27 protein-coding genes are annotated in these 22,991 nt (G+C 70.3%); 17 read left to right on the top strand and 10 right to left on the bottom strand.

The features are described from left to right. Nucleotides 1-141: a hypothetical protein gene (locus J7E87_RS35145; protein WP_251017626.1), complete on the top strand. Its 141-nt coding sequence runs from the start codon at nt 1-3 to the stop codon at nt 139-141. Between the two features lie 49 nt (nt 142-190). Further along, complete coding sequence (locus J7E87_RS18305; RefSeq protein ID WP_215095266.1) at nt 191-631, top strand: DUF6304 family protein; 441 nt, start codon at nt 191-193, stop codon at nt 629-631. 20 nt (nt 632-651) lie between these two features. Here the strand turns inward: J7E87_RS18305 and J7E87_RS18300 are convergent, their stop codons facing one another. Next, the gene (locus tag J7E87_RS18300; protein WP_215095264.1) at nt 652-1,116 is read right to left on the bottom strand and encodes a group II truncated hemoglobin; all 465 of its coding nucleotides are present in this window, start codon (nt 1,114-1,116) and stop codon (nt 652-654) included. A 26-nt stretch (nt 1,117-1,142) separates the two neighbouring features. Next, a complete protein-coding gene (locus tag J7E87_RS18295) occupies nt 1,143-1,733 on the bottom strand; it encodes a TetR/AcrR family transcriptional regulator (RefSeq protein ID WP_215095262.1) in 591 nt (196 codons plus the stop codon). 80 nt (nt 1,734-1,813) lie between these two features. Between J7E87_RS18295 and J7E87_RS18290 the strand changes: the two genes are divergently transcribed. The 3 genes from J7E87_RS18290 to J7E87_RS18280 all read left to right on the top strand — a co-directional run bounded on the left by J7E87_RS18290 (nt 1,814) and on the right by J7E87_RS18280 (nt 4,922). After that, nucleotides 1,814-2,782, top strand: coding sequence for a DMT family transporter (locus tag J7E87_RS18290; RefSeq protein ID WP_215095260.1), 969 nt, complete (start codon nt 1,814-1,816; stop codon nt 2,780-2,782). A 152-nt stretch (nt 2,783-2,934) separates the two neighbouring features. Further along, entirely contained in the window at nt 2,935-4,110 is a 1,176-nt protein-coding gene (locus J7E87_RS18285; RefSeq protein WP_251017625.1) for a low temperature requirement protein A, read from the top strand. Next, entirely contained in the window at nt 4,107-4,922 is an 816-nt protein-coding gene (locus J7E87_RS18280; RefSeq protein WP_215095256.1) for an ATP-grasp domain-containing protein, read from the top strand. Before J7E87_RS18285 ends, J7E87_RS18280 begins: the two co-directional genes overlap by 4 nt. Before the next feature lie 131 nt (nt 4,923-5,053). Here J7E87_RS18280 and sodN read toward each other — a convergent pair whose 3' ends face one another. Further along, nucleotides 5,054-5,449: a superoxide dismutase, Ni gene (gene sodN, locus J7E87_RS18275; protein WP_215095254.1), complete on the bottom strand. Its 396-nt coding sequence runs from the start codon at nt 5,447-5,449 to the stop codon at nt 5,054-5,056. A 152-nt stretch (nt 5,450-5,601) separates the two neighbouring features. On the opposite strand from sodN, the gene sodX reads away from it, so the two are divergent. Further along, nucleotides 5,602-6,021, top strand: coding sequence for a nickel-type superoxide dismutase maturation protease (gene sodX / locus J7E87_RS18270; RefSeq protein ID WP_215095252.1), 420 nt, complete (start codon nt 5,602-5,604; stop codon nt 6,019-6,021). Here the strand turns inward: sodX and J7E87_RS18265 are convergent. Next, on the bottom strand, nt 5,925-6,554 hold the full coding sequence (locus J7E87_RS18265; RefSeq protein WP_215095250.1) for an ABATE domain-containing protein: 630 nt from the start codon (nt 6,552-6,554) through the stop codon (nt 5,925-5,927). The two genes, sodX and J7E87_RS18265, sit on opposite strands and share 97 nt — an antisense overlap. 79 nt (nt 6,555-6,633) lie before the next feature. On the opposite strand from J7E87_RS18265, the gene J7E87_RS18260 reads away from it, so the two are divergent. Beyond that, nucleotides 6,634-7,425, top strand: coding sequence for a class I SAM-dependent methyltransferase (locus J7E87_RS18260; RefSeq protein ID WP_308312968.1), 792 nt, complete (start codon nt 6,634-6,636; stop codon nt 7,423-7,425). A 90-nt stretch (nt 7,426-7,515) separates the two neighbouring features. Here the strand turns inward: J7E87_RS18260 and J7E87_RS18255 are convergent, their stop codons facing one another. The 3 genes from J7E87_RS18255 to J7E87_RS18245 are packed head-to-tail and all read right to left on the bottom strand — an operon-like array spanning nt 7,516 to nt 10,238. Beyond that, nucleotides 7,516-8,268 carry an amino acid ABC transporter ATP-binding protein gene (locus J7E87_RS18255; RefSeq protein WP_215095442.1) on the bottom strand — a complete coding sequence of 251 codons (753 nt, stop codon included), beginning with the start codon at nt 8,266-8,268 and terminating at the stop codon, nt 7,516-7,518. Nucleotides 8,269-8,278: 10 nt separating this feature from the next. Beyond that, nucleotides 8,279-9,232, bottom strand: coding sequence for an amino acid ABC transporter permease (locus J7E87_RS18250; protein ID WP_215095248.1), 954 nt, complete (start codon nt 9,230-9,232; stop codon nt 8,279-8,281). A 43-nt stretch (nt 9,233-9,275) separates the two neighbouring features. Next, the gene (locus J7E87_RS18245; protein ID WP_215095246.1) at nt 9,276-10,238 is read right to left on the bottom strand and encodes an ABC transporter substrate-binding protein; all 963 of its coding nucleotides are present in this window, start codon (nt 10,236-10,238) and stop codon (nt 9,276-9,278) included. Nucleotides 10,239-10,759: 521 nt separating this feature from the next. On the opposite strand from J7E87_RS18245, the gene J7E87_RS18240 reads away from it, so the two are divergent. From J7E87_RS18240 to J7E87_RS18220, 5 genes are all read left to right on the top strand, one after another. After that, complete coding sequence (locus tag J7E87_RS18240; RefSeq protein ID WP_215095244.1) at nt 10,760-11,977, top strand: NADP-dependent malic enzyme; 1,218 nt, start codon at nt 10,760-10,762, stop codon at nt 11,975-11,977. 238 nt (nt 11,978-12,215) lie between these two features. Next, nucleotides 12,216-13,181 carry a zinc-binding dehydrogenase gene (locus J7E87_RS18235; protein WP_215095242.1) on the top strand — a complete coding sequence of 322 codons (966 nt, stop codon included), beginning with the start codon at nt 12,216-12,218 and terminating at the stop codon, nt 13,179-13,181. Between the two features lie 33 nt (nt 13,182-13,214). Then, complete coding sequence (locus J7E87_RS18230; protein WP_215095240.1) at nt 13,215-14,657, top strand: glycoside hydrolase family 5 protein; 1,443 nt, start codon at nt 13,215-13,217, stop codon at nt 14,655-14,657. Between the two features lie 32 nt (nt 14,658-14,689). Then, nucleotides 14,690-14,899, top strand: a complete 210-nt coding sequence (locus J7E87_RS18225; RefSeq protein ID WP_018571396.1) for a helix-turn-helix domain-containing protein — start codon at nt 14,690-14,692, stop codon at nt 14,897-14,899. Then, nucleotides 14,899-15,465: a Clp protease N-terminal domain-containing protein gene (locus J7E87_RS18220; protein WP_215095238.1), complete on the top strand. Its 567-nt coding sequence runs from the start codon at nt 14,899-14,901 to the stop codon at nt 15,463-15,465. Before J7E87_RS18225 ends, J7E87_RS18220 begins: the two co-directional genes overlap by 1 nt. A gap of 574 nt (nt 15,466-16,039) precedes the next feature. Here the strand turns inward: J7E87_RS18220 and J7E87_RS18215 are convergent. Both J7E87_RS18215 and J7E87_RS18210 read right to left on the bottom strand, forming a co-directional pair. After that, a complete protein-coding gene (locus tag J7E87_RS18215) occupies nt 16,040-16,984 on the bottom strand; it encodes a PadR family transcriptional regulator (RefSeq protein ID WP_215095236.1) in 945 nt (314 codons plus the stop codon). Between the two features lies 1 nt (nt 16,985). Continuing rightward, on the bottom strand, nt 16,986-17,843 hold the full coding sequence (locus tag J7E87_RS18210) for a DUF4097 family beta strand repeat-containing protein (protein WP_215095235.1): 858 nt from the start codon (nt 17,841-17,843) through the stop codon (nt 16,986-16,988). Nucleotides 17,844-17,993: 150 nt separating this feature from the next. Between J7E87_RS18210 and J7E87_RS18205 the strand changes: the two genes are divergently transcribed. Continuing rightward, nucleotides 17,994-18,851 carry a hypothetical protein gene (locus J7E87_RS18205; protein WP_215095233.1) on the top strand — a complete coding sequence of 286 codons (858 nt, stop codon included), beginning with the start codon at nt 17,994-17,996 and terminating at the stop codon, nt 18,849-18,851. Nucleotides 18,852-18,879: 28 nt separating this feature from the next. On the opposite strand, the gene J7E87_RS18200 is transcribed toward J7E87_RS18205, so the two are convergent. Further along, nucleotides 18,880-19,062, bottom strand: a complete 183-nt coding sequence (locus J7E87_RS18200) for a DUF6104 family protein (RefSeq protein WP_128381182.1) — start codon at nt 19,060-19,062, stop codon at nt 18,880-18,882. 155 nt (nt 19,063-19,217) lie between these two features. On the opposite strand from J7E87_RS18200, the gene J7E87_RS18195 reads away from it, so the two are divergent. From J7E87_RS18195 to J7E87_RS18180, 4 genes are all read left to right on the top strand, one after another. Further along, the gene (locus J7E87_RS18195) at nt 19,218-19,574 is read left to right on the top strand and encodes a CU044_2847 family protein (protein WP_215095231.1); all 357 of its coding nucleotides are present in this window, start codon (nt 19,218-19,220) and stop codon (nt 19,572-19,574) included. Then, nucleotides 19,571-21,571, top strand: a complete 2,001-nt coding sequence (locus J7E87_RS18190) for a trypsin-like peptidase domain-containing protein (protein ID WP_215095229.1) — start codon at nt 19,571-19,573, stop codon at nt 21,569-21,571. Before J7E87_RS18195 ends, J7E87_RS18190 begins: the two co-directional genes overlap by 4 nt. A gap of 190 nt (nt 21,572-21,761) precedes the next feature. Further along, nucleotides 21,762-22,775 carry a MoxR family ATPase gene (locus tag J7E87_RS18185; RefSeq protein ID WP_215095227.1) on the top strand — a complete coding sequence of 338 codons (1,014 nt, stop codon included), beginning with the start codon at nt 21,762-21,764 and terminating at the stop codon, nt 22,773-22,775. A 4-nt stretch (nt 22,776-22,779) separates the two neighbouring features. Beyond that, nucleotides 22,780-22,991: hypothetical protein (locus tag J7E87_RS18180; protein WP_215095225.1), on the top strand; the 212-nt coding region annotated here is incomplete at its 3' end.

Genomic DNA, 22,991 nt, shown 5'->3' with positions numbered 1-22,991 from the left:
GTGAGCCAGAGCGAAAAGTCCCCTGAGGAGTCCGCCGACAAGTCCGCTGACGATTCCGCCGAGAAGACCGGCGGTGGGTCCGGCGGTGAACGCGGTGGTGAGCCCGGCGGTGGGCCCGGCGCGGAGGTGGGGGCGCCCTGAGGGATCCCGGCTGTTCAGCGGAACAAGTCGTACCGCTACAGTCCGCGCCATGTCATCGGAGTCGACGGAAGTCTGGGCGGGCTGGTACCGCGACCGCGCGGGCGCGGAAGCGTTCTCGATCGCGGCGAGCGGGCGGCAACTGCGTACGCGAATAAGGGATGTTGAGTACGAAGGGGCGACATTCGCCGCCCTCAGGGCAGTGGGCGCGGTCGGGGTGTTGTCGTCGTGCGTGCTGGAGTGGGACATGCCGCTGCCCGTCCACGCGGACGGGGGGGTCCAACAGGCCACGCTGAGCTGCCTGTTGACGCTCGGCGAGCCGCAGCAGGACGGGTCGCTGGACCGGGCCGACCTCAATCTGACCCTGCACTACGGCGGGGCCGCGTACGAATCCGGTGTCGCCGGAGGTGACTTCGGCGACGCTCTCGGCGGCATCCGGAAGCAGCTGCCGCCCGGCGCGGAATTCGGGGCGCGCACGCCGGTGGGCGCCTGACGAGCGGGTGACCCGGCCGGTCAGCGCAGGCCGTTCCAGCCCCAGCGCGGGGTCGGACCCGGGTCCCCGAGGTCCGTGCCCGCCGGGTCTGCCGAGACCTCGCGGGCGATCTTCGTACCCCAGTCGAAGTACTCCATCACCCGGCGGCGCAGCAGCTCATCGTCCGGGAGCTCCTTCTCCACCGCGGCGGTCATCAGCTCCATCCAGCGCAGCCGCTGCTCCTCGGTGATCGAAAGACCGAGATGCGCGCGGAGCAGAGCCTGGTGGCCGCCCAGTTCGGCGGTGAAACGGGCCGGGCCGCCGAAGATCTCGGCGAGCCAGACGGCGACATGCTCGATATGGGTGGGCGTGAAACCGGCGAAGACGGGGGCGAGCAGCGGATCGGCGAGGACGGCCTCGTAGAAGGTGTTGCTCAGCCGCCGCAGGACGTCGCTGCCGCCGACGGCCTCGTACAGAGTCTCGGGACGCTCACTCGGTCTTGTCATGCCACCCACACTATGCGTGCCCGCTGTCAGGGGGGAGCGAGCAGTGAACGAGCCTGCTCCCGCGCGGCGCCGAGAGCGTCGGGGAAGACGTTCAGGCCGTGCGCGACCAGCGCGCCCTCGTGGATCAGCATGAGCGTACGGCCGAGCGCCTCGTAGTCCGCCGCTGGGCGGGCTTCCCGCGCCAGTGTGGTGAAGAGCGAGAGCATCCATGCCTTCTGACCGGTGATGATCGCGTACGCCGGGTGGTTCGGGTCGCTGATCTCGGCGTGCGCGTTGACCATGCTGCAACCTCTGCCGCTGTTCTCCCCGGCCCACTCGCGGGAGGCATCGAAAACCGCCACGACGCGCTCGGCCGCGGTCGGTCCCGCCGTGCCCATACGCTCCGCGAGGAAGGCCCGCCAGCGTTCGTCGCGCGCGGCCAGGTACTCCACGACCAGCTGCTCCTTGGAACCGAACCGGTCGTAGAGGGTCTTCTTCGTCACCCCCGCCTCGGCAGCGATCAGATCGACCCCGACGGCGTGGATGCCGCGCTCGTAGAAGAGCCGGGACGCGGCGTCCAGGGCGCGGCGTGCTCCAGGGGTCAGCGCGATGCGTTGCGGCGTTGCCGGACTGCTCATGCAATCGAGTATACCGATCTGTATAGTGACTACGTATACCGATCTGTATACCTCGTGGTGCCTGTGGGTGGTGACCGGCCATGAACGTCCTTCTCTCGGCCGCCTTCGTGCTGTGCTGGAGCTCCGGATTCATCGGGGCCAAGCTCGGCGCGGGCAGCGCCGACGCCGTCACCATCCTGATGTGGCGGTTCCTCCCGCTGGCCGCCGTCCTCGCGGGCGTCAGTCTGCTCATGAGGGCGTCCTGGCGCGGACTGGCCGCGCGGGACATCCTCCGCCAGGCCGTCATCGGCGCGCTCTCGCAGAGCGGCTATCTGCTCACTGTGTACGTCGCCATCCAGCTCGGCGTCTCCAGCGGCACCACGGCGCTGATCGACGGCACACAGCCGCTCGTCGCGGGCGCGCTGGCCGGACCGCTGCTGCGCCAGTACGTTTCCGGGCGGCAGTGGCTCGGCCTGTGCCTCGGGGTGTCCGGCGTCGCTGTCGTCACGCTCGCGGACGCCGCGGCCGCCGAGGGCGTCGCCGGCTGGGCATACCTCATACCCTTCACCGGGATGCTGTCGCTGGTCGCGGCGACGTTCCTGGACAGCCGTACGCGTACGCCCGTCGCGCCCTCGGTCGCGATGACGGTCCACTGCGGGACCAGCGCCGTCGTCTTCACCGTCCTCGCCGCGGCCTTCGGATCCGCTCTCCCGCCCGCGGAGACGTCGTTCTGGGTGGCCGTCGGCTGGCTGGTGGTCCTGGCCACCTTCGGCGGGTACGGCCTGTACTGGCTGGTGCTGCGGCGCTCCGGGGTGACCAAGGTCAACACGCTGATGTTCCTGATGGCCCCGGTGACCGCGATCTGGGGCGCGGCGATGTTCGACGAGCCCTTCGGCGTGCAGACCGTGCTGGGGCTGGCGCTCGGGCTCGCGGCGGTGTTGATCGTGCACAGGGGCAGGGGCAGGGGCAGGGGCAGGGGCAGGGGCAGGGCGTCGAGCGGGGTGTCGGGCAGTCGTAACGCCGCGCCAAGTCCCGTGGATGGGCGAGCGGTTCGGGCGCACCGGAGCTGAGCTCCGGCCGATGTCAGTGGCGCCCTGCATCATTGCTTCGTGAGGCGGAACGGGCCGTCACATCGCCGGTATTCTTCGCGCGGAGTCGGCCCACCCGGATGGTGAGTCGCGAAGGGGGAGCCCCTGTGGCGACAGGCAAAGACCGTTCACGGATGATCGCCACCGAGGGCAGTCACCGGGTGACGCCCGCGGAGCTGTTCTTCGACCTGGTCTTCGTGTACGCGATCACCCAGGTCACCGCGTTGATGGCGGCCGACCCGACACCCCTGCGGCTGGTCGGCGCGATGGTGGTGCTCGCCCTGCTGTGGTGGTGCTGGTGCTGCTTCGCCTGGCTGGGCAATGTGGTGCGGGCCGACACCGGAGCGATGTTCGCCGTGCTGGTCGCGGTGATGGCGGTGGTGCTGGTCGTATCGCTGACCGTGCCGGAGGTCTACGACGACGCGCCCGGCGGCCTCTCGGCACCGCTGGTATTCGTGCTCTGCTACGGCGCGGTCCGGATCCTGCATCTCGTCTCGTACTGGATCGCCAGCCCCGGCGACGAGGCGCTCCATGTCACGCTGCGCCGCACCGCGCTGCTGTCGGTGGCACCGCCGTTCGTGCTGCTCCTGGTCGGCAGTTCCCTCACTGGCATCGCACAGGTACTGGTGTGGCTCGGCGCGGTGTTGATCGACTACGGCGGGATCTACATCACCGGAGCCTCGGGCTGGCGGGTGGCCTCGCCCGGGCACTTCGCCGAACGGCATGGCCTGATCGTGATCATCGCGCTGGGCGAGTCGATCGTCGCGATCGGTGTGGGCGTCTCCGGCCTGCCCATCTCCACCCCCATCCTGGCCGGGGCCGTCGCGGGCCTGCTGGTCGTCGCCGGGCTGTGGCGTCTGTACTTCCGCCAGATCACCGAGACGGCCGAACACCGGCTGAGCACCCTGCAAGGCAATGACCGCACCCGGCTGGCGCGCGACGTCTATACGTTCCTGCACCTGCCGCTCGTCGCGGGGATCGTGCTCACCGCGCTCGGCATGAAGAAGGTGCTCCACCAGGTCGCCGACAGCGAGCACTACGACCTCTCCGAGCCTTTGCACGGCGTGGAGGCATGGGCGCTCACCGGCGGCGTGGGCGTATTCCTGCTCGCGGCGGCGGCGATTCTGCTGCGCACCAGTGGGCGAAAGCCGGTGGCACTCGTCGTCGGAGGGCTCGGCTGCCTGGGGGCGGGCGCGCTGGTTGCCCTGATTCCCGCACTGCTCGCGCTGCTCCTGCTGGCCACGGCCGTAACGGGACTTGTGGTCCTGCACAGCCGGAAGACCGGGACCGCGGAGGCGGATGCGGCATGAACGGGCGAGGCTTCCTGGCGGTGACGCCGCAGTACAGCCCGACCCGTGAACTCCTGTCGGCAGCGGCCGGACAGCGAGGGATGGATGTGGAGGTGCTACCTGCGCACGCCGGAGCAGGTGCTCTGGGGGAGCGGCAGGGCGGGCACTACTACGGCGGCCCTGCCTTTGCCTTTGCGGCGAGGGCAGTCGACGATCTCGCGGTCGCGCTGCTGGAGCCGACCGACACATGGCTGTCGGTGCTGCCCGCTGCGTACACCCGACGGAACATCGCTACCTCGACTCTGGGTGCGGCACGGAGGCTGACGCGGCCCGCGTTCGTCAAGCCGCCAACGGACAAGAGCTTCCCGGCCGCCGTCTACGCCGACGGCAGCCGTCTTCCGGATGAGTCCGGGCTGTCACCCGAGACTCCGGTGCAGATCAGCGATGTGGTGAGCTGGGTGGCAGAGTTCCGTCTGTTCGTTCTGGACGGCGAGGTGCGCACGGGTTCGCAGTACGCCACCTTCGGTCGGCTCGACGCGGCGCCACTGGAGGGGCACCACCACCGTGATGCCGCCCTGGAGTTCGCCGGACGATTCTTCGCCGACTGCGCCCATACGCTCCCCAGCGCCGCGGTCGTGGACATCGGGCTGCTGGCCACACCCGAGAACGGGGCCACCGAGGAGTGGGCCGTCGTCGAGGCGAACATGGCGTGGTTCAGCACCTGCTACGCCGCCGACCCGGACAGGGCCCTGGACGTCGTCCTGCGTTCTGCCGGTCCGCGGGCGCAAGTGGCCGAGCGGGACCGCCCGTTCCGGCGCGACCGCGGTCTGTGAGAGCCAGGCGGGACGAGGAGGTGCTGCCTGGGGGCGGGGCCTCGCAGACGCCGACAGCACCCGGCTCCGCGCGGATGCCGGGTGCTGTCGTACGTAAGCGAACGTGCGCAAAAAAGACGTGACCGGGAAGGTCAGGCCTTCTTCGTCTCCCAGAAGATCTTGTCGATCTGGGCGATGTAGTCCAGCGCCTTCTGGCCCGTCGCCGGGTCCGTCGACGCCTTCGCGGCCGACAGCGCCTTAAGGGCGTCGTTGACCAGCTGGTGCAGCTCGGGGTACTTCTCGAAGTGCGGCGGCTTGAAGTAGTCGCTCCACAGCACCGAGACGTGGTGCTTGGCGAGCTCCGCGCGCTGCTCCTTGATGACCGTGGCGCGGGCCCGGAAGTGCGGGTCCTCGTTGGCCTGGAACTTCTCCTGGACGGCCTTGACCGACTCGGCCTCGATGCGGGCCTGGGCCGGGTCGTAGACACCGCAGGGCAGGTCGCAGTGGGCGCTGACCTTCACCTTGGGGGCAAACAGGCGGGAGAGCATTGAGCTGTCCTTCCTCGTGATCGTCTTCTCAGGTGGGACATTACTCCGTGAGAAGTGTGTTTTCGCGAGTGCCCCCTAGGGCTTAGGACAAAAGTCCGGGGTCAGTATGGGACTGGTGGCCCCGAACGTACGGTGGGACTGGGAGGTGGCGGATGTCTGAGCAGGGGCGGGAGCCGAGAGCGCCGTTCGGAGTCGCCGAAGTGACAGGTCCTTCCATGTACCCGACGCTCAAGCACGGCGATCAACTGCTGGTGCACTACGGCGCGGAGGTGAAGGCCGGCGACGTCGCCGTGCTGCGCCATCCGCTCCAGCAGGATCTGCTCATCGTCAAGCGGCTCGTCGAGCGGCGCGAGGACGGTTGGTGGGTGCTGGGGGACAACCCGGGGGCGGAGGGGGACAGCCGGCTGTTCGGAACCGTGCCGCATGACCTGCTGCTGGGGCGGGTACGCGGCAGATACCGGCCGTTCGCGGAGGATCAGCGCTCTGTGCGCGGGGTCGTCTCCTGGGCGTTCTCGGCGGTCCGGCCCGTGCTCTGCGACCGCTCCGTCTCCAGGCGTTTGCGGGCCCGGTAGGCGGCCACATTGGCGCGGGTCGCGCAGCGGTCCGAGCAGTAGCGGCGGGAGCGGTTGGTCGAGGTGTCGAGGTAGGCGTTGCGGCACGGCGCCGCCTGGCACAGGCCGAGCCGGTCGACCCCGTATTCCGTCAGATGGAACGCGAGCCCCATCGCGGCGATCGCGGCGTACCCCGCCGTCGCGTTGGAGGGGTGGTCGGCCAGATGCATGTGCCACTTCGGGCGGTCGTCCTCGTCCCGGTGCTCGTGGCCCGAGATCTGCGGGTTGACCGGGAACTCCAGCAGCAGCGAATTGAGGAGGTCCACCGCCTGGGTCTCGTCGCCCGCGTCGGCGGCGGTGAAGACCGCGCGCAGCCGGCCTCGTACGGACCGGAAGCGGGTGACGTCCGCCTCGGTGGCACGGCGCGCTGCCTGGGCGGACGGGCCGAAGAGCTCCCGGACGGCGTCGACCGAGGTGAGGGAGTCCTTGTTGCGGGCCGGTTCCTCGGTGTTGACCAGGCGCACGGCATAGTCCGAGTAATGGGCCAGTTCCACTTGTAGTCCTTACCGCGGCGTTCTAGTGTGGCGTAACAGCTGCTGCAGCTTCGAGGGTATTACGGACGGGAGGGTTCCGGTGTCGGAGACGGTGACGGGTACGGGCACGGACGCAGGTGCGGGAGCGGGAGCCGACTGGCGGGCCTGGCAGGAGAGCTGGGACCGGCAGCAGGAGTGGTACATGCCCGACCGTGAGGAGCGGTTCCGGGTGATGCTGGACATGGTCGAGGCCCTGGTGGGCCCCGAACCACGAGTGCTGGACCTCGCCTGCGGTACGGGAAGTATCACGGACCGGCTCTTCCGGCGGTTCCCGAAGTCCACCAGCACGGGGGTCGATCTGGATCCCGCTCTGTTGACCATCGCCCGGGGTGATTTCGACGGCGACGAGCGGGTCACCTTCGTCACGGCCGACCTGAAGGACCCCGGCTGGGTCGCGAAGCTGCCGTACGACTCCTACGACGCCGTGCTCACCGCCACCGCGCTGCACTGGCTGCACACCGAGCCGCTCACCGCGCTGTACGGGCAGATCGCCGGGGTCGTCCGGGAAGGCGGCGTGTTCATGAACGCCGACCACATGATCGACAGCGCCACCCCGCGCATCAACGCCGCCGAGCGCGCCCAGCGGCACGCGCAGATGGACCGCGCCAAGGCCGCCGGCGCGCTGGACTGGGCCGACTGGTGGGCGCTGGCCGCCAACGACCCCGTTCTCGCGGAGCCGACGGCGAAGCGCTACGAGATCTATGGCGAGCACGCGGACGGGGAGATGCCGTCCGTGCACTGGCACGCGCAGACGCTGCGCACGGCCGGGTTCGGGGAGGCGCGCGCCGTGTGGGCCTCGCCCTCCGACACCCTGCTGCTCGCCCTCAAGTAGCCGCGGGGACGCGAAAGGGCGGTACGGACCCCTGGTCCGTACCGCCCTTTCGCGTACCGCCGTCTTCAGTACCGCTGTCCTCGGTCCCGCTCAGAGCACCTTCGACAGGAACGACTTCGTTCGGTCGTGCTGCGGGTTGGTCAGTACGTCGCGCGGGTGGCCCGACTCGACCACCACGCCGTCGTCCATGAAGACCAGCGCGTCGCCGACCTCACGCGCGAAGCCCATCTCGTGCGTGACGACGATCATCGTCATGCCGTCCTCGGCCAGGCCGCGCATGACGTCCAGGACGTCACCCACCAGCTCGGGGTCGAGGGCGGAGGTGGGCTCGTCGAAGAGCATCAGCTTCGGCTCCATCGCCAGCGCACGGGCGATGGCGACGCGCTGCTGCTGGCCGCCGGAGAGCTGGGACGGGTAGCTCCTGGCCTTGTCACTCAGTCCCACTCGGTCCAGCAGCTGCTCGGCCCGGGCGCGGGCCACCGCCTTGGCCTCGCCGCGCACCTGGATCGGCGCTTCCATGACGTTCTCGATGGCCGTCATGTGCGGAAAGAGGTTGAAGCGCTGGAAGACCATGCCGATGTCGCGGCGCTTGAGGGCGACCTCACTGTCCTTGAGCTCGTAGAGCTTGTCGCCCTTCTGGCGGTACCCGACGAGTTCGCCGTCGACGGACAGCCGGCCGGCGCTGACCTTCTCCAGGTGGTTGATGCACCGCAGAAAGGTCGACTTACCGGACCCGGACGGGCCGATCAGACAGAACACCTCACGCGGCGCGACCTCCAGGTCGATGCCCTTGAGGATGTGCGCTGGACCGTAGGACTTGTGGACGCCCTCGGCCTTCACCATGGCGGTCATGTCACACCCCCCTGGGGCTTGTGAGGGACAGCATGTTGGCCTTGACCTTCTGCCACGGCGTCGGCGGCAGCTGCCGCAGCGACCCGCGAGCGTAGTACCGCTCGACGTAGAACTGGCCGACGCTGAAGACGCTGGTCAGAGCCAGGTACCAGACCGAGGCCACCAGCAGCATCTCCATGACCGCGAACGACGTGGAGCCGATGTTCGTCGCTGCGCGGAGCAATTCGGTGTACTGCACCGCGGACACCAGGGACGAGGTCTTGAGCAGGTTGATGAACTCATTCCCGGTCGGCGGCACGATCACCCGCATCGCCTGCGGGAGCACGATCCGCCGCATGGTCTTGCCGGCGGGCATGCCCAGCGCGTGCGACGCCTCGCTCTGGCCCTCGTCGACCGACTGGATGCCGGCCCGGACGATCTCGGCCATATAGGCGCCCTCGTTCAGGCCCAGGCCCAGCAGGGCGACCACGAACGGGGTCATGACGTCGACTGTCTCGTCCTTGTAGAACCCGAAGTTCAGGACGGGGAAGATCAGCGCGAGGTTGAACCACAGCAGCAGCTGCACGAACACCGGCGTGCCGCGGAAGAACCAGATGTACAGCCAGGCAACCGCGCCCGTCACCGGGTTCTTCGACAGGCGCATGACCGCGAAGACAACGCCCAGAATCAGGCCGATCAGCATCGACAGCACGCTGATGAGCACCGTGTTGCCCATGCCCGCCAGGATCCGGTCGTCGAAGATGAAGGACCCGACCGTGTCCCAGTTGATGTCGCCCTGCGAGAACGAGTACACCAGCAGGCCCAGCAGAGCTACGACGACGACGCCGCTGATCCAGCGGCCCCAGTGCCGTACCGGGATGGCCTTGATCTGCTCAGGGGGGGTGAAGGCCCCCTTACTGACCGTCGAGTCCGCTGGTGGTTCGTCGGCGGGCGTTTTGTCGAACTTGTCAGTCACAGTGACTGCCCTTCAGTGAACGCTTGAGGCGAGAACGCCGAAATTACTTGCCGGCGTTGATGGTCGCCTCGGTCACGGCACTGTTCTTGACGTCCCACTTCTCCAGGACCTTCTCGTACTCGCCGTTCTTGATGATCGCGTTCAGGGCGTCCTTGAGCGCGTCGCGGAGCTGCGCGTTGTCCTTGTCGACGGCGATGCCGAACGGACCGGCTTCGGTCTGGTCGCCCACGACCTCGAAGTCGTTGCCGCCGCCCGCGGTCTTCGCGATGTGCGCGGCGACCGGGTAGTCGTTGAGGTCGGCGACGGCGCCACCGGACTTCACACGGGTCTGGGCCTCGGCGTCGGTGTCGAACGCCTCGATGGCCAGCGCGCCCTTGCCGTCCGTCTTGCACTTGGCGGCCTGCGTCTTGAAGGTGTCCTCGTAGGTCGTGCCGCGCTGGACGGCAACCTTCTTGCCGCACAGGTCGTCGAGCGACTTGATGTTGTCCGGGTTGCCCTTCTTGACCAGGAGCGAGACGCCGGAGGTGAAGTAGTCGACGAAGTCGACGCCCTCGCCGACCTTCTTGCCCTTGTCGTCCAGGCCCTGCTGGCGGGCCTTGGTGTCGCTCATGGCGGACATGACGATGTCCTGCCGGCCGCTGTTGAGCGACGAGATCAGGCCGTCGAAGGTGCCGCTGGTGAACTGGAACTTGACGCCCAGCTGCTTGCCGAGGGCCGCGGCGATGTCGGGGTCGATACCGACGATCTTGCCGCCCTCCTCGAACTCCATCGGAGCGTACGCGGCGTCCGTGCCGACCTTGATCACGCCGGCGTCCTGGTACTTCTTCGGCAGCTTGTCGAAGAGCGCGGCGCCGGTCGAGGTGCCGTCGGACTCCTTGGTGCTCGAGCCGGAGCTCGTCTGGTCACCACAGGCGGTGAGCAGCAGAGCGCCGGCGACCGCGATCGCGCCGACCGCTGCGATCCGGGACCTGGCTGCGGTCGTACGACGGGTGTTGCTTGCGGTCATGATCGGGGTCCTCCGGCGGGTGAGGGTTCGGACATTTCGGTCGTTGTACTCATCTTCGAGTGTCGCGACCTTGTGTGTTTTCGGCATCTTGCCATTCGGACTAGCCCAAACAGGGGACCGCGCATGTCAAAATCGGGTAACGGGACACCCCCGAACCCCACGAGGCCGGTACATCAAGGCCGGACCTTTCACGGGAATGCCTTCTTCCGACCGGAAGATCTGCGGCCCGCCACGCGTTGCGCACGGATCTCCGGGCGCAAAATTTGACGTGTCCTGATATTCGGCAATGAGTCATGTCAGCAGGCGGATACCGACTCGTCGCCGACGCCTCGGTCCGGTAAGAAGGACGTTTACACCCCTCATCCGGGGCTCAGGGCGCGTGTGCGGCGCGCCCGCGCGTACGTACCTCCCCCTGCCAGGCGGGCCAACCGCCGAGGCGGGGCACGGACGCGGTGCCCGCCCACCCCTCCTCAACCAGGAGTGGCCACCCTCAACTGATGAAGACTTAAGGGGTCAACCAAATGGCAGCGGAGATCGTCAATCCTCGCAGCGACAGCGGAGACGGGTCGGAGGGAGCTCCCGAGGAGCCCTTCGATCCGGCCTTCGCGCTGCACCGTGGCGGCAAGATGGCCATCCAGGCCACGGTGCCGGTGCGTGACAAGGACGACCTTTCCCTCGCGTACACACCCGGTGTCGCCAAGGTGTGCAGCGCGATCGCCGAGCGGCCGGAGCTCGTCTACGACTACACCTGGAAGTCCCAGGTCGTCGCTGTCGTGACGGACGGGACCGCGGTGCTGGGTCTGGGCGACATCGGACCGGAGGCGTCGCTTCCGGTGATGGAGGGGAAAGCCATCCTCTTCAAGCAGTTCGGCGGCGTGGACGCGGTTCCGATCGCGCTTGCCACGACGGACACGGACGAGATCATCGAGACCGTCGTGCGGCTCGCGCCGTCCTTCGGCGGAGTGAACCTCGAGGACATCTCGGCCCCCCGCTGCTTCGAGATCGAGCGCAGGCTCCAGGAGCGGCTCGACATCCCGGTCTTCCACGACGACCAGCACGGCACGGCCGTGGTGACCCTCGCCGCGCTGCGCAACGCCGCGAAGCTGACCGGGCGCGGTCTCGGTGATCTGCGCGCCGTCATCTCGGGCGCGGGCGCGGCGGGCGTGGCCATCGCGAAGTTCCTGCTGGCGGCGGGCATCGGCGATGTGGCCGTGGCCGACCGCAAGGGCATCGTCAGCCCGGACCGCGAGGACCTCACCCCGGTCAAGCAGGAGCTCGCGGAGATCACCAACCGGACGGGGCTGAGCGGCTCGCTGGAGAGCGCGCTGGCCGGCGCGGACGTCTTCATCGGTGTCTCCGGCGGCACGGTCCCGGAGTCCGCGGTCGCGGCGATGGCGCCCGGCGCCTTCGTCTTCGCCATGGCCAACCCGAACCCGGAGGTGCACCCCGATGTCGCGCACCGGTACGCCGCGGTGGTGGCGACGGGTCGCAGCGACTACCCCAACCAGATCAACAATGTGCTGGCCTTCCCGGGCATCTTCGCGGGCGCACTCCAGGTGCGGGCCTCCCGGATCACCGAGGGCATGAAGATCGCCGCGGCGAACGCGCTGGCGGACGTGGTGGGCGACGCGCTGGCGGCGGACTATGTGATCCCGTCGCCGTTCGACGAGCGGGTGGCCCCGGCTGTCACGGCGGCGGTGGCCGCGGCCGCGCGCGCCGAGGGCGTCGCCAGGCGCTGACGCCACTCGTACGTACGTCACGGGCCGTGCCGTATCCCTGGAAGGGGTCCGGCGCGGCCCGTCGTTGTTGACGGGCGCCGCTGCCGGGCGCCCTATCCGTGCCGGGGTGCCTCCGATCGGGTGGATCCGGGGCGGCCGGCGCAGAGATCGGCGCAGGGACCGCCGCAAGGGCAGGCGGGACGCGTGTCACACCGGTGCGCGGTTCCGCCCGGCACCGGCCCGCCCTACCCTCAAGGTCATGTTCGCCGCATACGCCGCACGCATCGACCGTGAAGCCCCGCTCAACGGCCTGGAGCTGGGTGAACGCCCGGCCCCCGAGGCCCGCCCCGGCTGGACCACCGTCACCGTCAAGGCCGCCTCACTCAACCACCACGACCTCTGGTCGCTGCGCGGCGTCGGCCTCGCCGAGGACAAGCTGCCGATGATCCTCGGCTGCGACGCCGCGGGCATCGACGCGGACGGCAACGAAGTGGTGCTCCACTCCGTCATCGGCCAGACCGGGCACGGTGTCGGTCCGGACGAGCCGCGCTCCATCCTCACCGAGCGCTATCAGGGCACCTTCGCCGAGCAGGTCGCCGTCCCGACCTGGAATCTGCTGCCCAAGCCGAGGGAGCTCAGCTTCGAGGAGGCCGCCTGCCTGCCGACCGCCTGGCTCACCGCGTACCGCATGCTCTTCACCAACGCCGGGGTACGGCCCGGCGATTCGGTCCTCGTCCAGGGCGCGGGCGGCGGCGTCGCCACCGCCGCGATCGTCCTCGGCAAGGCGGCCGGACTGCGGGTGTACGCCACCAGCCGCGACGAGGCCAAGCGCAAGCGGGCCGTCGAACTCGGCGCGGAGGAGGCGTACGAACCGGGCGCGCGGCTGCCCCGGCGGGTGGACGCCGTCATCGAGACCGTCGGCGCCGCGACCTGGTCGCACTCGGTCAAGTCGCTGCGGCCCGGCGGCACGCTGGTGATCTCCGGCGCGACCAGCGGCGATCGCCCCTCGCACGCCGAACTCACCCGGATCTTCTTCCTGGAGCTGAAGGTCGTCGGCTCGACGATGGGCTCCAAGGACGAGCTGGAGGATCTCCTCTCCTTCTGCGCGGCCACAGGCGTACGGCCGGTGATCGACGAAGTGCTGCCGCTGGACCGGGCCAGGGAAGGCTTCGAGCGGATGGCCGGCGGCGACCTCTTCGGAAAGATCGTGCTGACGCCCTCTTGATGGACCGTCAGTTGCGCTGATGGGATCCGTCCCATGCGAACGCGCCGAACGATCCGGGCACTTGTGGCAGTCTGCTGCACTCTTCTGCTGTTCACGGGGGTCGTGGGGATCGCGGGGGCTCCGGCCGCCGCGGACCCCGGCGGCCCGGCCGGCATCCCGCGGCTGACCGACGACCGCGGCCGGACCCTCACCCTGCGCGGCTGGAACGTCGAGGACAAGGCGAACCGCGGCGAGCGGGCGCTCTCGGCCATCACCGAGAAGCACTTTGGCGACATGCGTGCCAAGGGGTTCAACTTCGCCCGCCTGCTGATCTTCTGGGACGACCTCGAACCCCGGCAGGGCCACTACAGCGTGGTCTATCTGCGCAAGATCGAGCGGATCCTGGACTGGGCGCGGAAATACGACGTCCAAGTGCTCATCGACGCCCACCAGGATGTGTTCGGCCCTGCCTTCGGGCATCGCGGCATCCCGGAGTGGGCTACGAGGACCGACGGACTGCCCTTCACTGCGCACCCGGACGACTGGTTCTCCGAGTACTTCGAACCCGCTGTGCAACGTGCTTTCACCCACCTCTACGAGGACGCGGACCTGCGGCGGGCGCAGGCGCGGATGTGGCGGGTCATCGCCGAACGCTTCGATCACCATCCGGCCGTCCTCGGCTACGACCTGATCAACGAGCCGATGGGGGAGCTGCGCGCGGGCGAGGATCTGCCCGCCGCCGCCCGCCGGATCGAACGTGATCAGCTCACACCGATGTACAACCGCCTTGCGGACGCGGTCCGTTCGGCCGACGACGGCAACTGGCTCTTCGTCGAGCCGACCCCGATCGTGGGCGAAGGCGTCCCCACGGGCCTCGGCAGGATCGAGGACCCGAAGGTCGTCTACGCCCCGCACTTCTACAACGCGGCGATGGAGGCGGGAGCGGACTACGACCCGGCTGCGGGCTGGATCGAGTCGTACGAGGCGGCCGTCACCGCGTACCCGAAGGAGCAGCGGATCCCGGTCGTGGTGGGGGAGTGGGGCCCCCTCAACAACTCCCTTCCGAACATGGGCCGCTTCTACCGCGAGGCGCTGGCTTCCCTGAACCGCTACAGCTCGGGGTGGGCGAGCTATGTCTGGTGCTACGGCGGCGGCTATTGCGCGGTCGACGACCGGGGTCTGTTCCGCGCGAACAAGGAGCAGACCGCGGCGCCTTACGCGGCGGCTGTCGCGGGGCGGGTCGCGTCCGACGCCTACGACCCGGGGAACGGGATGTACCGACTGGTGTACCGGGCCTCCGCGCGGCCGGGCATGACGGAGGTTTCCCTGCCTCCTCGCCCTGCCGGCTGGCGCATCGCCGTGCACGGCCCGGCCTGGACGAGCACCCGGACGGTGCCGGCGGGCAGACCGGGGACGGTGCGGGTCCTTGCCCGGCCGGGGGCGCGGATCGCCGTAACCGCCACACCTCGTACGCCACGATCTGTCAACGACGGTTGACGGTAGCCAGTTGTCAATGTAGGTTGACACTCATGACCGAAGCAACCGATCTCGCCGAGCGGGCGGGTGACCGTGACCCACGGGTGGGGCTGCGGGCGGTCGCCGCGCTGCGGCGACTTCTCGAACAGCTCGAAGCCGTACAGGTGCGAAGTGCCCGCAATCAGGGCTGGTCGTGGCAGGAGATCGCGGCCGAGCTGGGTGTCAGCCGGCAGGCCGTACACAAGAAGTACGGGAGGCAGTGATGTTCGAGCGCTTCACCAAGGACGCCCGTGATGTTGTGACGGGCTCGGTAGGCCACTCGGAGCGGGCGGGCGCGGAGTCGGTCACCGATGAGCACCTGCTACTGGCGCTCCTCGACCAGGAGGGGACGCGGACGGCGTTCGCGTTCACGGCGCTGGGGATCATGGACCGGCGCGGGTCGGTGGAGGACGCACTGGCGGACGCGCGGCGGCAGGCCGGTCTGTCGAAGGCGGACACGGATGCGCTGGCGGGGCTCGGGATCGATGTGGCCGAGATCGTCTCCAGGGTCGAAGAGACGCATGGGGCAGGGGCGTTGCAGGCGGGCGTGGCGTCGAATAAGCGGTGGTCGCGCCGGCGCCCCTTCGGCGCGGCGGCAAAGGGCACGCTGGTGCAGTCGCTCCGCATCGCGGCGGGCCGCGGGGACCGCGAGATCGGCGGCGAGCATCTACTGCTGGCGCTGACGGCGCGGCGGGGGGTGGTGGCGGAAGTGCTGGCGGATCACGGGGCGACGTACGAGGCGGTGGAGCGGGTGATGTACGGGGGCGGGGCGGCGCGGGGTGCGGGGTGATGGTGTGATCCGGGGTGCGGGCGTACGGGGTGCGGGTGCTTGTCCCCCACCCCGCGACCGTTCCCGAAACCGGGGCGGCGCCCCCGGCCCCCAGGGGGACATGGGGGCTGACGCCCCCACACCCCGGGGAACGGCAGCTCCGCACCGCTGGTCCGGCCCCCAGGTGGGCCGGCGTCGGGGCGCTGGATGCCTCGAATCGTTCGGGTGCAGGGGGACGCGCAGGGGTCGTGTTCTGGACGTAAAGCGGCGCAACTCGCGCGAAGCGCAGTGAGGAAAGCAGTCCAGAATACGAGCCCCGGAGCGGCCCCAGCCCCCCGCCCCGCGGTCCCGGCCAAGCGAACCCCCGCCCCGCGGTCCCGCGTACCCCGGTCAACCCAAGGCCCGCGCCCCGCGGTCCAGCGCACCCCGGTCAACCCAAGGCCCCCGCCCTGCGGCCCAGGGCTGCCGGGAAAGCGAACCCGAGCCCCGCGGCTCGGGCGCCCCGACCAAACGAACCCGCGGTCCCGCGCACCCCGGTCGACCCAAGGCCCGCGCCCCGCGGTCCCGGGCTGCCCCGAGAGCCGCAGACGCGGCCTTACGCCTCCGGCTTCCGCAGCAGCGCTCCGATGTGGGCCGCTGCCGTGGACAAGTGGCTCCTCGCCTCCGCCAGTTGTCGGGCCGTAACGCCCTGGTCCCGCGCCGCGTCCCTGATGTCGTCGCGGAAGCGGTCCAGCAAGCGGTCCAGGTCGCGTGCCGGGTCGCGTGCCGGGTCGTCGGAGTCCGTCGTGTCCTTCGCCCATTCCGGGGCCGGGGCAGGGGCCGGCGCCGTGGTCGTGCCTCGGGCCAGGCTGCCCAACTGCGCGCTCAGTTCCGACAGGCCCTCCCGTACGCCCGTCGGCCAGTCGCCCCGCGCGAAGTGGTCCTGCACCTGGTCCTGTACCTGCTTGGCGATGCGCTGCATCTCCCGACGGGCCGTCTCCTGCGCCTCTTTCGCCTGGCGGCGCGCCTGCTGCGCGTCCTCGCGGGCCCGGCGCGACTCGTCCTTCGCGCGGCGCGCCTGCTCCTTCCACTCCTGCTTGGCCTTGCGCAGCTCCTCCTTGGCCGCCCGCCACGACTCCTTGTCGCCCCAGTCCTTCTCCGTGCCGGACGTCGTCCGCGTCTCCGTCGCCGCCGCGCGCATCTCGCTGCGCAGCTTCCCCGCGGCCCCGCGCACGTCGTCGCGGATCTCCGCGGCCAGCTCGGAGACCGACTCGCGGATCTCCAGTTCGAGGTCGGCCAGTTCGCCGCTGCGTCCGGCCAGTTCCTCGCGGCCCGCGTCGGTGATCGAGTAGACCTTGCGGCCGCCCTCGGTGGCGTGCGTGACCAGACCCTCGGTCTCCAGCTTGGCCAGCCGCGGGTACACCGTTCCGGCCGACGGCGCGTACAGCCCCTGGAAGCGCTCCTCCAGCAGTCGGATCACCTCGTAGCCGTGGCGCGGAGCCTCGTCCAGGAGTTTCAGCAGATACAGCCGCAGACGGCCATGGGCGAAGACGGGCGGCATGTCAGAGCACCTTTCCGGTCGGGGCTGCGTCGTACGGTTCGTCCTCCGAGGGCGGCCGGCGGAGCAGCGCTATCGAACCGGACACTGTCGTCGCCTTGAGCGTGCCCGTGCCGGCGCCCAGCGTTCCGGTGATCTTCTTCGCGCCCCACTGTCCGCTGATCCGCAGGTCGTCGAAGGCGTTGGAGACCGAGCCGCTCGCGGTGTTCGCCTCGACCTGCGCGTCCGCGGGGTGCGGCAGCCGGATCGCGACCTCGCCGGAGACCGTGGTCAGCCGGATGTCGGTGGGCCCGCCCGCCGGGTCGAGGTCGATGACCATGTCGCCGCTGACGGATTCGGCCCGTACGGACGAGCCTGCCCCCTCGATCACCGTCAGATCGCCGGAGACGGAGTTGTAGCGCAGATCGCCGGTGACGGACTGGGCCTCCAGATTCCCGGAGACGGTGTCGGCGCGGACCGTGCCGGAGAGCCCGACGAGCGTGGTGTCGCCGCTGACGCCGCGTACGGCCGTCGTTCCCCGGATCCCGGATACGACTGCTCCCGCGCCGACGACGCCGACCTCGACGGCCGAACCGGCCGGGACGGCGAGGGAGACGACCGCGCTGCGGTGCCAGCCCTTGCGGTCGAGCCAGTTGAGGAAGCCCTTCCAGGGCAGGTCCTCGTAGGCGACGGTGAGTGTGGTGCCCTGCTGGGTGACCATCAGCGGGGGGCCGTCGATCTCGGAGATCTCGAGGCGGGCGGAACCATTGTCGGTGCCCACGACGTTGACCGTTCCATTGACGATGCGCACATTGAGTGCTGTCACAGGGTCGTCGAAGGTGAGTTTCTTGGGCTCAGAGACTTCCCACGTCGACTCTGCCATGGTGCTGACCTCCCGAGGCGGCTGCGACGCAACATATCGCGTCTTCTGCTGAACACGATATATCGCGGTTGTGGGATGTCAAGCACTATGCCGGGCTGGTGGGCGGGCATTGAGCGTCGTATGCGGACAAACTGGCCTAGCGTATGGGCCATGAATCCGACACCCGTGGGAGCGCTGCTGCTGTGCCGGGCCGAACCGGCTGCCGTAGGGCCCGCGGCCCATCTGCTGCGCGAGCACCAGCTCCTCGCCCCGGCCGGGCAGCGGTGGAGCGTCCTCGTCCCCGAGGGGAAGCCCTGGCTGGACGGCGGCGAACCGGTCGACCGGGTGCTGGCCGGCTGGGCGGTCGCGCTCGCCGTGGCCGCGAACTGGCCGGTGCTCGCCCTGTGGTGGGACGGCGACCGGGCCGGATTCACCCTGGCGTCCGGCTTCCGCAGGCCCGTCGGCTACACCTGGCTCGCGGACGGCACGCCGGTCGGCGAGGACGAGGCGATGCAGACGTTCGCGGCCCGGCTCGGCCTCGATCCCGTACTCGATCTGCAGGCGCTCGAGCCGCTCGCTCGGCCCGACCCGGAAGCGGACGCGCGGGCCCGGCTGCTCGGCCTGATCGCGGTCCTGGCGCGGACCGGGCTCGCCCTTCCCGCGGGTCTGTCCCCGGGCGAACCGGCCGACCGGCTGAGGTCGGCCGCCCGCGAGCTGGGCGCGGAGACGGTGGAGTGGTCAGGCTGGCGCGATGCCGTACGGGCGGAACTCCACGCGGTCGAGGAAAGCCGGCTGGGCCGCTGGCTCCGCGGCCCGAGGGCCCGCCTGCTCGGGGCTGCCCAGCTGGCGGCGGGCGTCCCGCTGCTGGCCTGGGGCTTCGCCCGCCGCCCCGCCGGCCTGGGCTGGGCGGCGGCGGGCGCGGTGCTGGTCGCGAACGGGGCGCTCAGCCTGGTGTACGACCGGGTGCGACGGGAGCCGGGCGCGTCGGCCGGAACGAGGCAACGGGGCGGGTCGATCGAGGCCGGTTAGGCAGGGACCACCCCGCGCCCCCTACTCGTCACTCGTCGTCGTCCTCGTCGTCCAGTCGCGCCAGCCAGGTGGCCAGGCGCTCCACCGGCACCTCGAAGTCCGGGTTGAGGTCGACGAAAGTGCGCAGCTGCTCGGCGAGCCACTCGAAAGTGATCTCCTCCTCGCCGCGTCGCTTCTCCAGCTCCTCGATGCCGCGATCGGTGAAGTACAAGACATGCTCCTGGTACGGACGGGCTCTACCTCTTCAGGTTACGGCGACTTCTGACTCTCCCCTGCAACCGTGCAGGCCAGTAACGTCGTCGCCATTCGCACACCGCCCAAGTGCGCCAGCGCCGGGGCCAGTTGGCCGTGGAGACGGGGGGAACCGTGAACGCACGCGTCCAGCAGATCGAATTGCCCGGGGGAGCCGTCGTGCTCGCCCGGCTGTCCACCGCGGGCGGCGGATACGGCGAGGACGACGAGGACGTCGGCTTCGTCGAGAACGCCACCGCCAAGGTCCAGCAGCTCCAGCAGCTGATCACCGGGGTCGGCGCCTCGGTGCTGGAGGCCGCGGCCGCTGCCGAGCCGGACGAGGCGAGCGTCAGCTTCGGCGTCGAGCTAACCGCCAAGTCCGGTGTCGCCCTTGCCGTGCTCGCTGCCGGGGAGGCCAAGGCGTCGGTCCAGGTCACGCTCACCTGGAAGCTCAAGGGTCAACAGAACGACATGAGCGATGACACGGCATGAGCGATTGCGACTCCGTCATCGACGCCCTCACCCGCGCCGCCACCGTCCACTTCTCGCCCGTACACGACGAGCCGGCGGCCATGTGGGGCAGCGGCTTCTTCGTCGCGCCCGGCTGGGTCCTGACCTGCGCCCACGTACTCGCTCCCCATCTCAAGGGCGGCCGGGACCGGATCTTCCACCTCCGTGGCAGCGAGGTGAACGACGGCGAGCCGCTCCAGGCCCGGCTCGACTGCTGGCTGCTCGACGGCGAGCCGCGCGCCGAGCAGCGCGTACCGGTCGAGCAGGATCTCGCGCTGGTCAGGCTGGTCGACCCGCACGTCGAGCACGAGTGCGTCTGGCTCACCGACCGCACCGACTACCCCGGCGGCCGCGGCATCGTCCACGGTTACCGGCCCGAGCAGCAGGAAGAGGGAGCCGAAAAGCGCGCCGTGCGCTGGAAGGCCGCCGCCACGATCAACGGCTTCGACGACGACTACGGGATGCGATTTCGGCCGGAGGCCGAGTTCCCCAAGGGCGGCTCGGGTTCGCCCGTGCTCGACGCCCACACCGGCGCCGTCGTCGGCATTCTCAAGTCACGCCGGGCCGGCCGGGACGGCGGCATGGCGATCGCGGCCACCGCACTGCGCCGGTTCGGATCCACGTACCAGGTGCTGATGGCCGCGCACGACCGCTGGCACGGCCAGTCCCCGAAGGTCACCGGGCACAACTGGATCGAGCGCCAGCACCAGCTCCCGGGCGCCGGCGTGCATACCAGCGGTGACCAGTGGTGGAGTCCCCGCGACCGGCGCGAGGCGCTGTTCCTGCTCGCGGGTGTGCACCCGCCGGCTGCCATCCGGCCCGTCGTGGAGCTCGCGAAGAAGGCCCGCGGCGGTGTTGCGTCACCGCCCGGCCAGCTCCTGCCGCGCAGCTGGCGCGACGGACACGGCCTGCTGTACGAGGCTGGGCAGCCCGTCGCCGCCATCGCCGCGCTGCACTACCTCCAGCTGGTGGTGGAGTACGAACGCAGCCGCGGCGGCGACCCCGTGGCGCTCGCGGACTGGGTGGCCCGCAGACTCCAGGAAGTGCCCCGCATCGTGCACACCGTGGTCACTCAGGCGACGCTGCCGCCCGGACTTCTGCACCCGCGCACGCCCGAGGGTCAAGGCCGTATCGTCGTCCGCTATCCGCGGCACGGTGACGGGTCCGCCGTCGTCATCGTCGAGCTGGAGCCGGTCTGCGACGCCCGGCCCACCCGCTTCTACTGGCGGATACGGGTCGACGACGGCCAGGACGTGAACGAGCCGCTGCACGAGGAGCAGACCGGCGACGGCGTCCCACCCGAGCTGCTCATCCAGCGGCTGCGCGGCCCGCTGGACGAGGTCTTCGCGTCCGTAGACTCGCCCGCCGTCCCGGCCCCGCTCGAAGTCGCCCTGCCCGTCGACCATTTCGACACCGCCGTACACCGCTGGCAGCTCACCGAGATGGCCCGGCTGCACCATCCTGCGTATGTCGGCGTACGGCGGATGGTGGTGCTGCGCGACCTCGGGAGACGAGGAAAACCGGATGCGGTCTGGCAGCGCCGCTGGGAGGGGCTGGCCGCCTCCGATGCGCTTTCCGCCTTTCGCGCCCCGCCGCAGCGACAGGTCCCAAGGCCCCGCCACTTCGAGGACATGCCGCCGGCCGCCGTGCCCGTCCTGTGCAGGCCCGCGGGCAGCGGGGTCGGCCGGAGAGCCATCGGCATGGCCCTTCAGGCGGGCCACGGCATCGCTCTGTGGCACACCGACGGCCATCCCGACCACGGCTGTACGGAGTTCTGCGAGGACCTGCACCGGGGCGCGGCCCAGCTGCTCGGGCAGAGTGCGGGCGCCAGTGAGCTGCCCGACCGGCTGCGACGTATCAGGGACGACATCAGCGGATCGAGGAACAGCCGCCACTGGGCGGAGGGGGTGGCCATGCTCTACGACGACCCGAGCCGCCCTCTGCCCGCCGACGACACCGGACCGCTGGACTCCCCATGAGGAGCCGCACCCGGGCCGTGCGGGTTCGCCTCGCAGTGTCCTCGCCGGGCACTGTGGCCGACCTGCCTTACCTGCCGGTGGTCCGGGGGCCGTCCGCCGGAAACGCAGTATGGGACGGCAGGCCGGTGGGTACAGGACAGAAGTGGTCCGCCCACCGGTCCGCCCACCGACCGCCTACGAGGAGCGAGCGATGGACGACTGGCTGATCTACCGGGGCGTCGGGGCACCGGATCCGGACCGGATCCGCCGACTGCCGCCGCCGCCCCCCTGGCGTTCCTTCTCCGGAGAGCCGCTGCCCGATCCGGCGCCGCCGATCGACAGTTCGTCGACGCGGCGGCTCGGCGCGCGCGTGGCCGCCCCGCCCGCCCAGGACGCCGAGACCCTCGAACTCATCAACGCCGCCCTCTACTTGCGCCGTCCGCTCCTCGTCACCGGCGAGCCCGGCTCCGGCAAGTCCACGCTCGCGCACTCCGTCGCGTACGAACTCGGGCTCGGCCGGGTCCTGCAGTGGCCCATCGTCAGCCGCACCGAGCTCAAGGACGGGCTGTACACCTACGATGCCATCGGCCGGCTCCAGGACGCCCAGCTCGCCGAGCGGGGATCCGGGCGTGGGTCCGACGACATCGGCCGGTACATCAGGCTCGGCCCCCTCGGCACCGCGCTGCTGCCGGCCGAGCTGCCCCGCGTCCTGCTCATCGACGAGCTCGACAAGAGCGACATCGATCTGCCGAACGACCTGCTGAATGTGGTGGAGGAGGGGGAGTTCGCCCTTCCCGAGCTGGAGCGGATGGCCGACCGGCCCGGCCAGGACGAGGTGCGGGTGCTCACCGACGACGGCCGGCGGGTGCCCGTCAAGGACGGCCGGGTGCGCTGCCATGCCTTCCCCTTCGTGGTGATGACCAGCAATGGAGAGCGTGACTTCCCCGCCCCGCTGCTGCGCCGCTGCATCCATCTGCACCTCGACCCGCCGCGCGACGAGCGGCTCGCCGCCATGGTGCAGGCCCACTTCGGAGCCGGATCCGACGAGCGGAACCTCGATCTGATCGCCCGGTTCACCCGCGAGGACGGCGACGGCGAGCTGCGGCCCACCGACCAGCTCCTCAATGCCATCTACCTCACGCAGCAGGCGATTCGTGCGGACGCCGGGCGCCGCGAGGAGATCGCCGAGCTGCTGATACGTCCGCTCGACACCCGGCAGCGGTGACCTGGTGAGCCCGGCCGTCCCGCCCCTGGCACTGATCGCGCTGGTCGCGCGGCTGCGCGAGGCGGAACTGAGGCTCACCGCAGAGGAGTTGGCGGACGCCATGTGGCTGTCGCGGCATGTGCCCGCGGCTGCCTCCCGGCGGTCGGGCGGCGCGCCCGCGGGGACGGCCGGGCCGCAGCCGGCGGACCGCCCGGCCGTCGAGGTCCCGGACCGGCC

This window comes from Streptomyces sp. ISL-1, assembly GCF_018614585.1.
Lineage (GTDB): Bacteria > Actinomycetota > Actinomycetes > Streptomycetales > Streptomycetaceae > Streptomyces > Streptomyces maoxianensis.
Note: the sequence above shows the minus strand (reverse complement) of the source record. Positions and strands in the feature narration are given on the sequence as shown.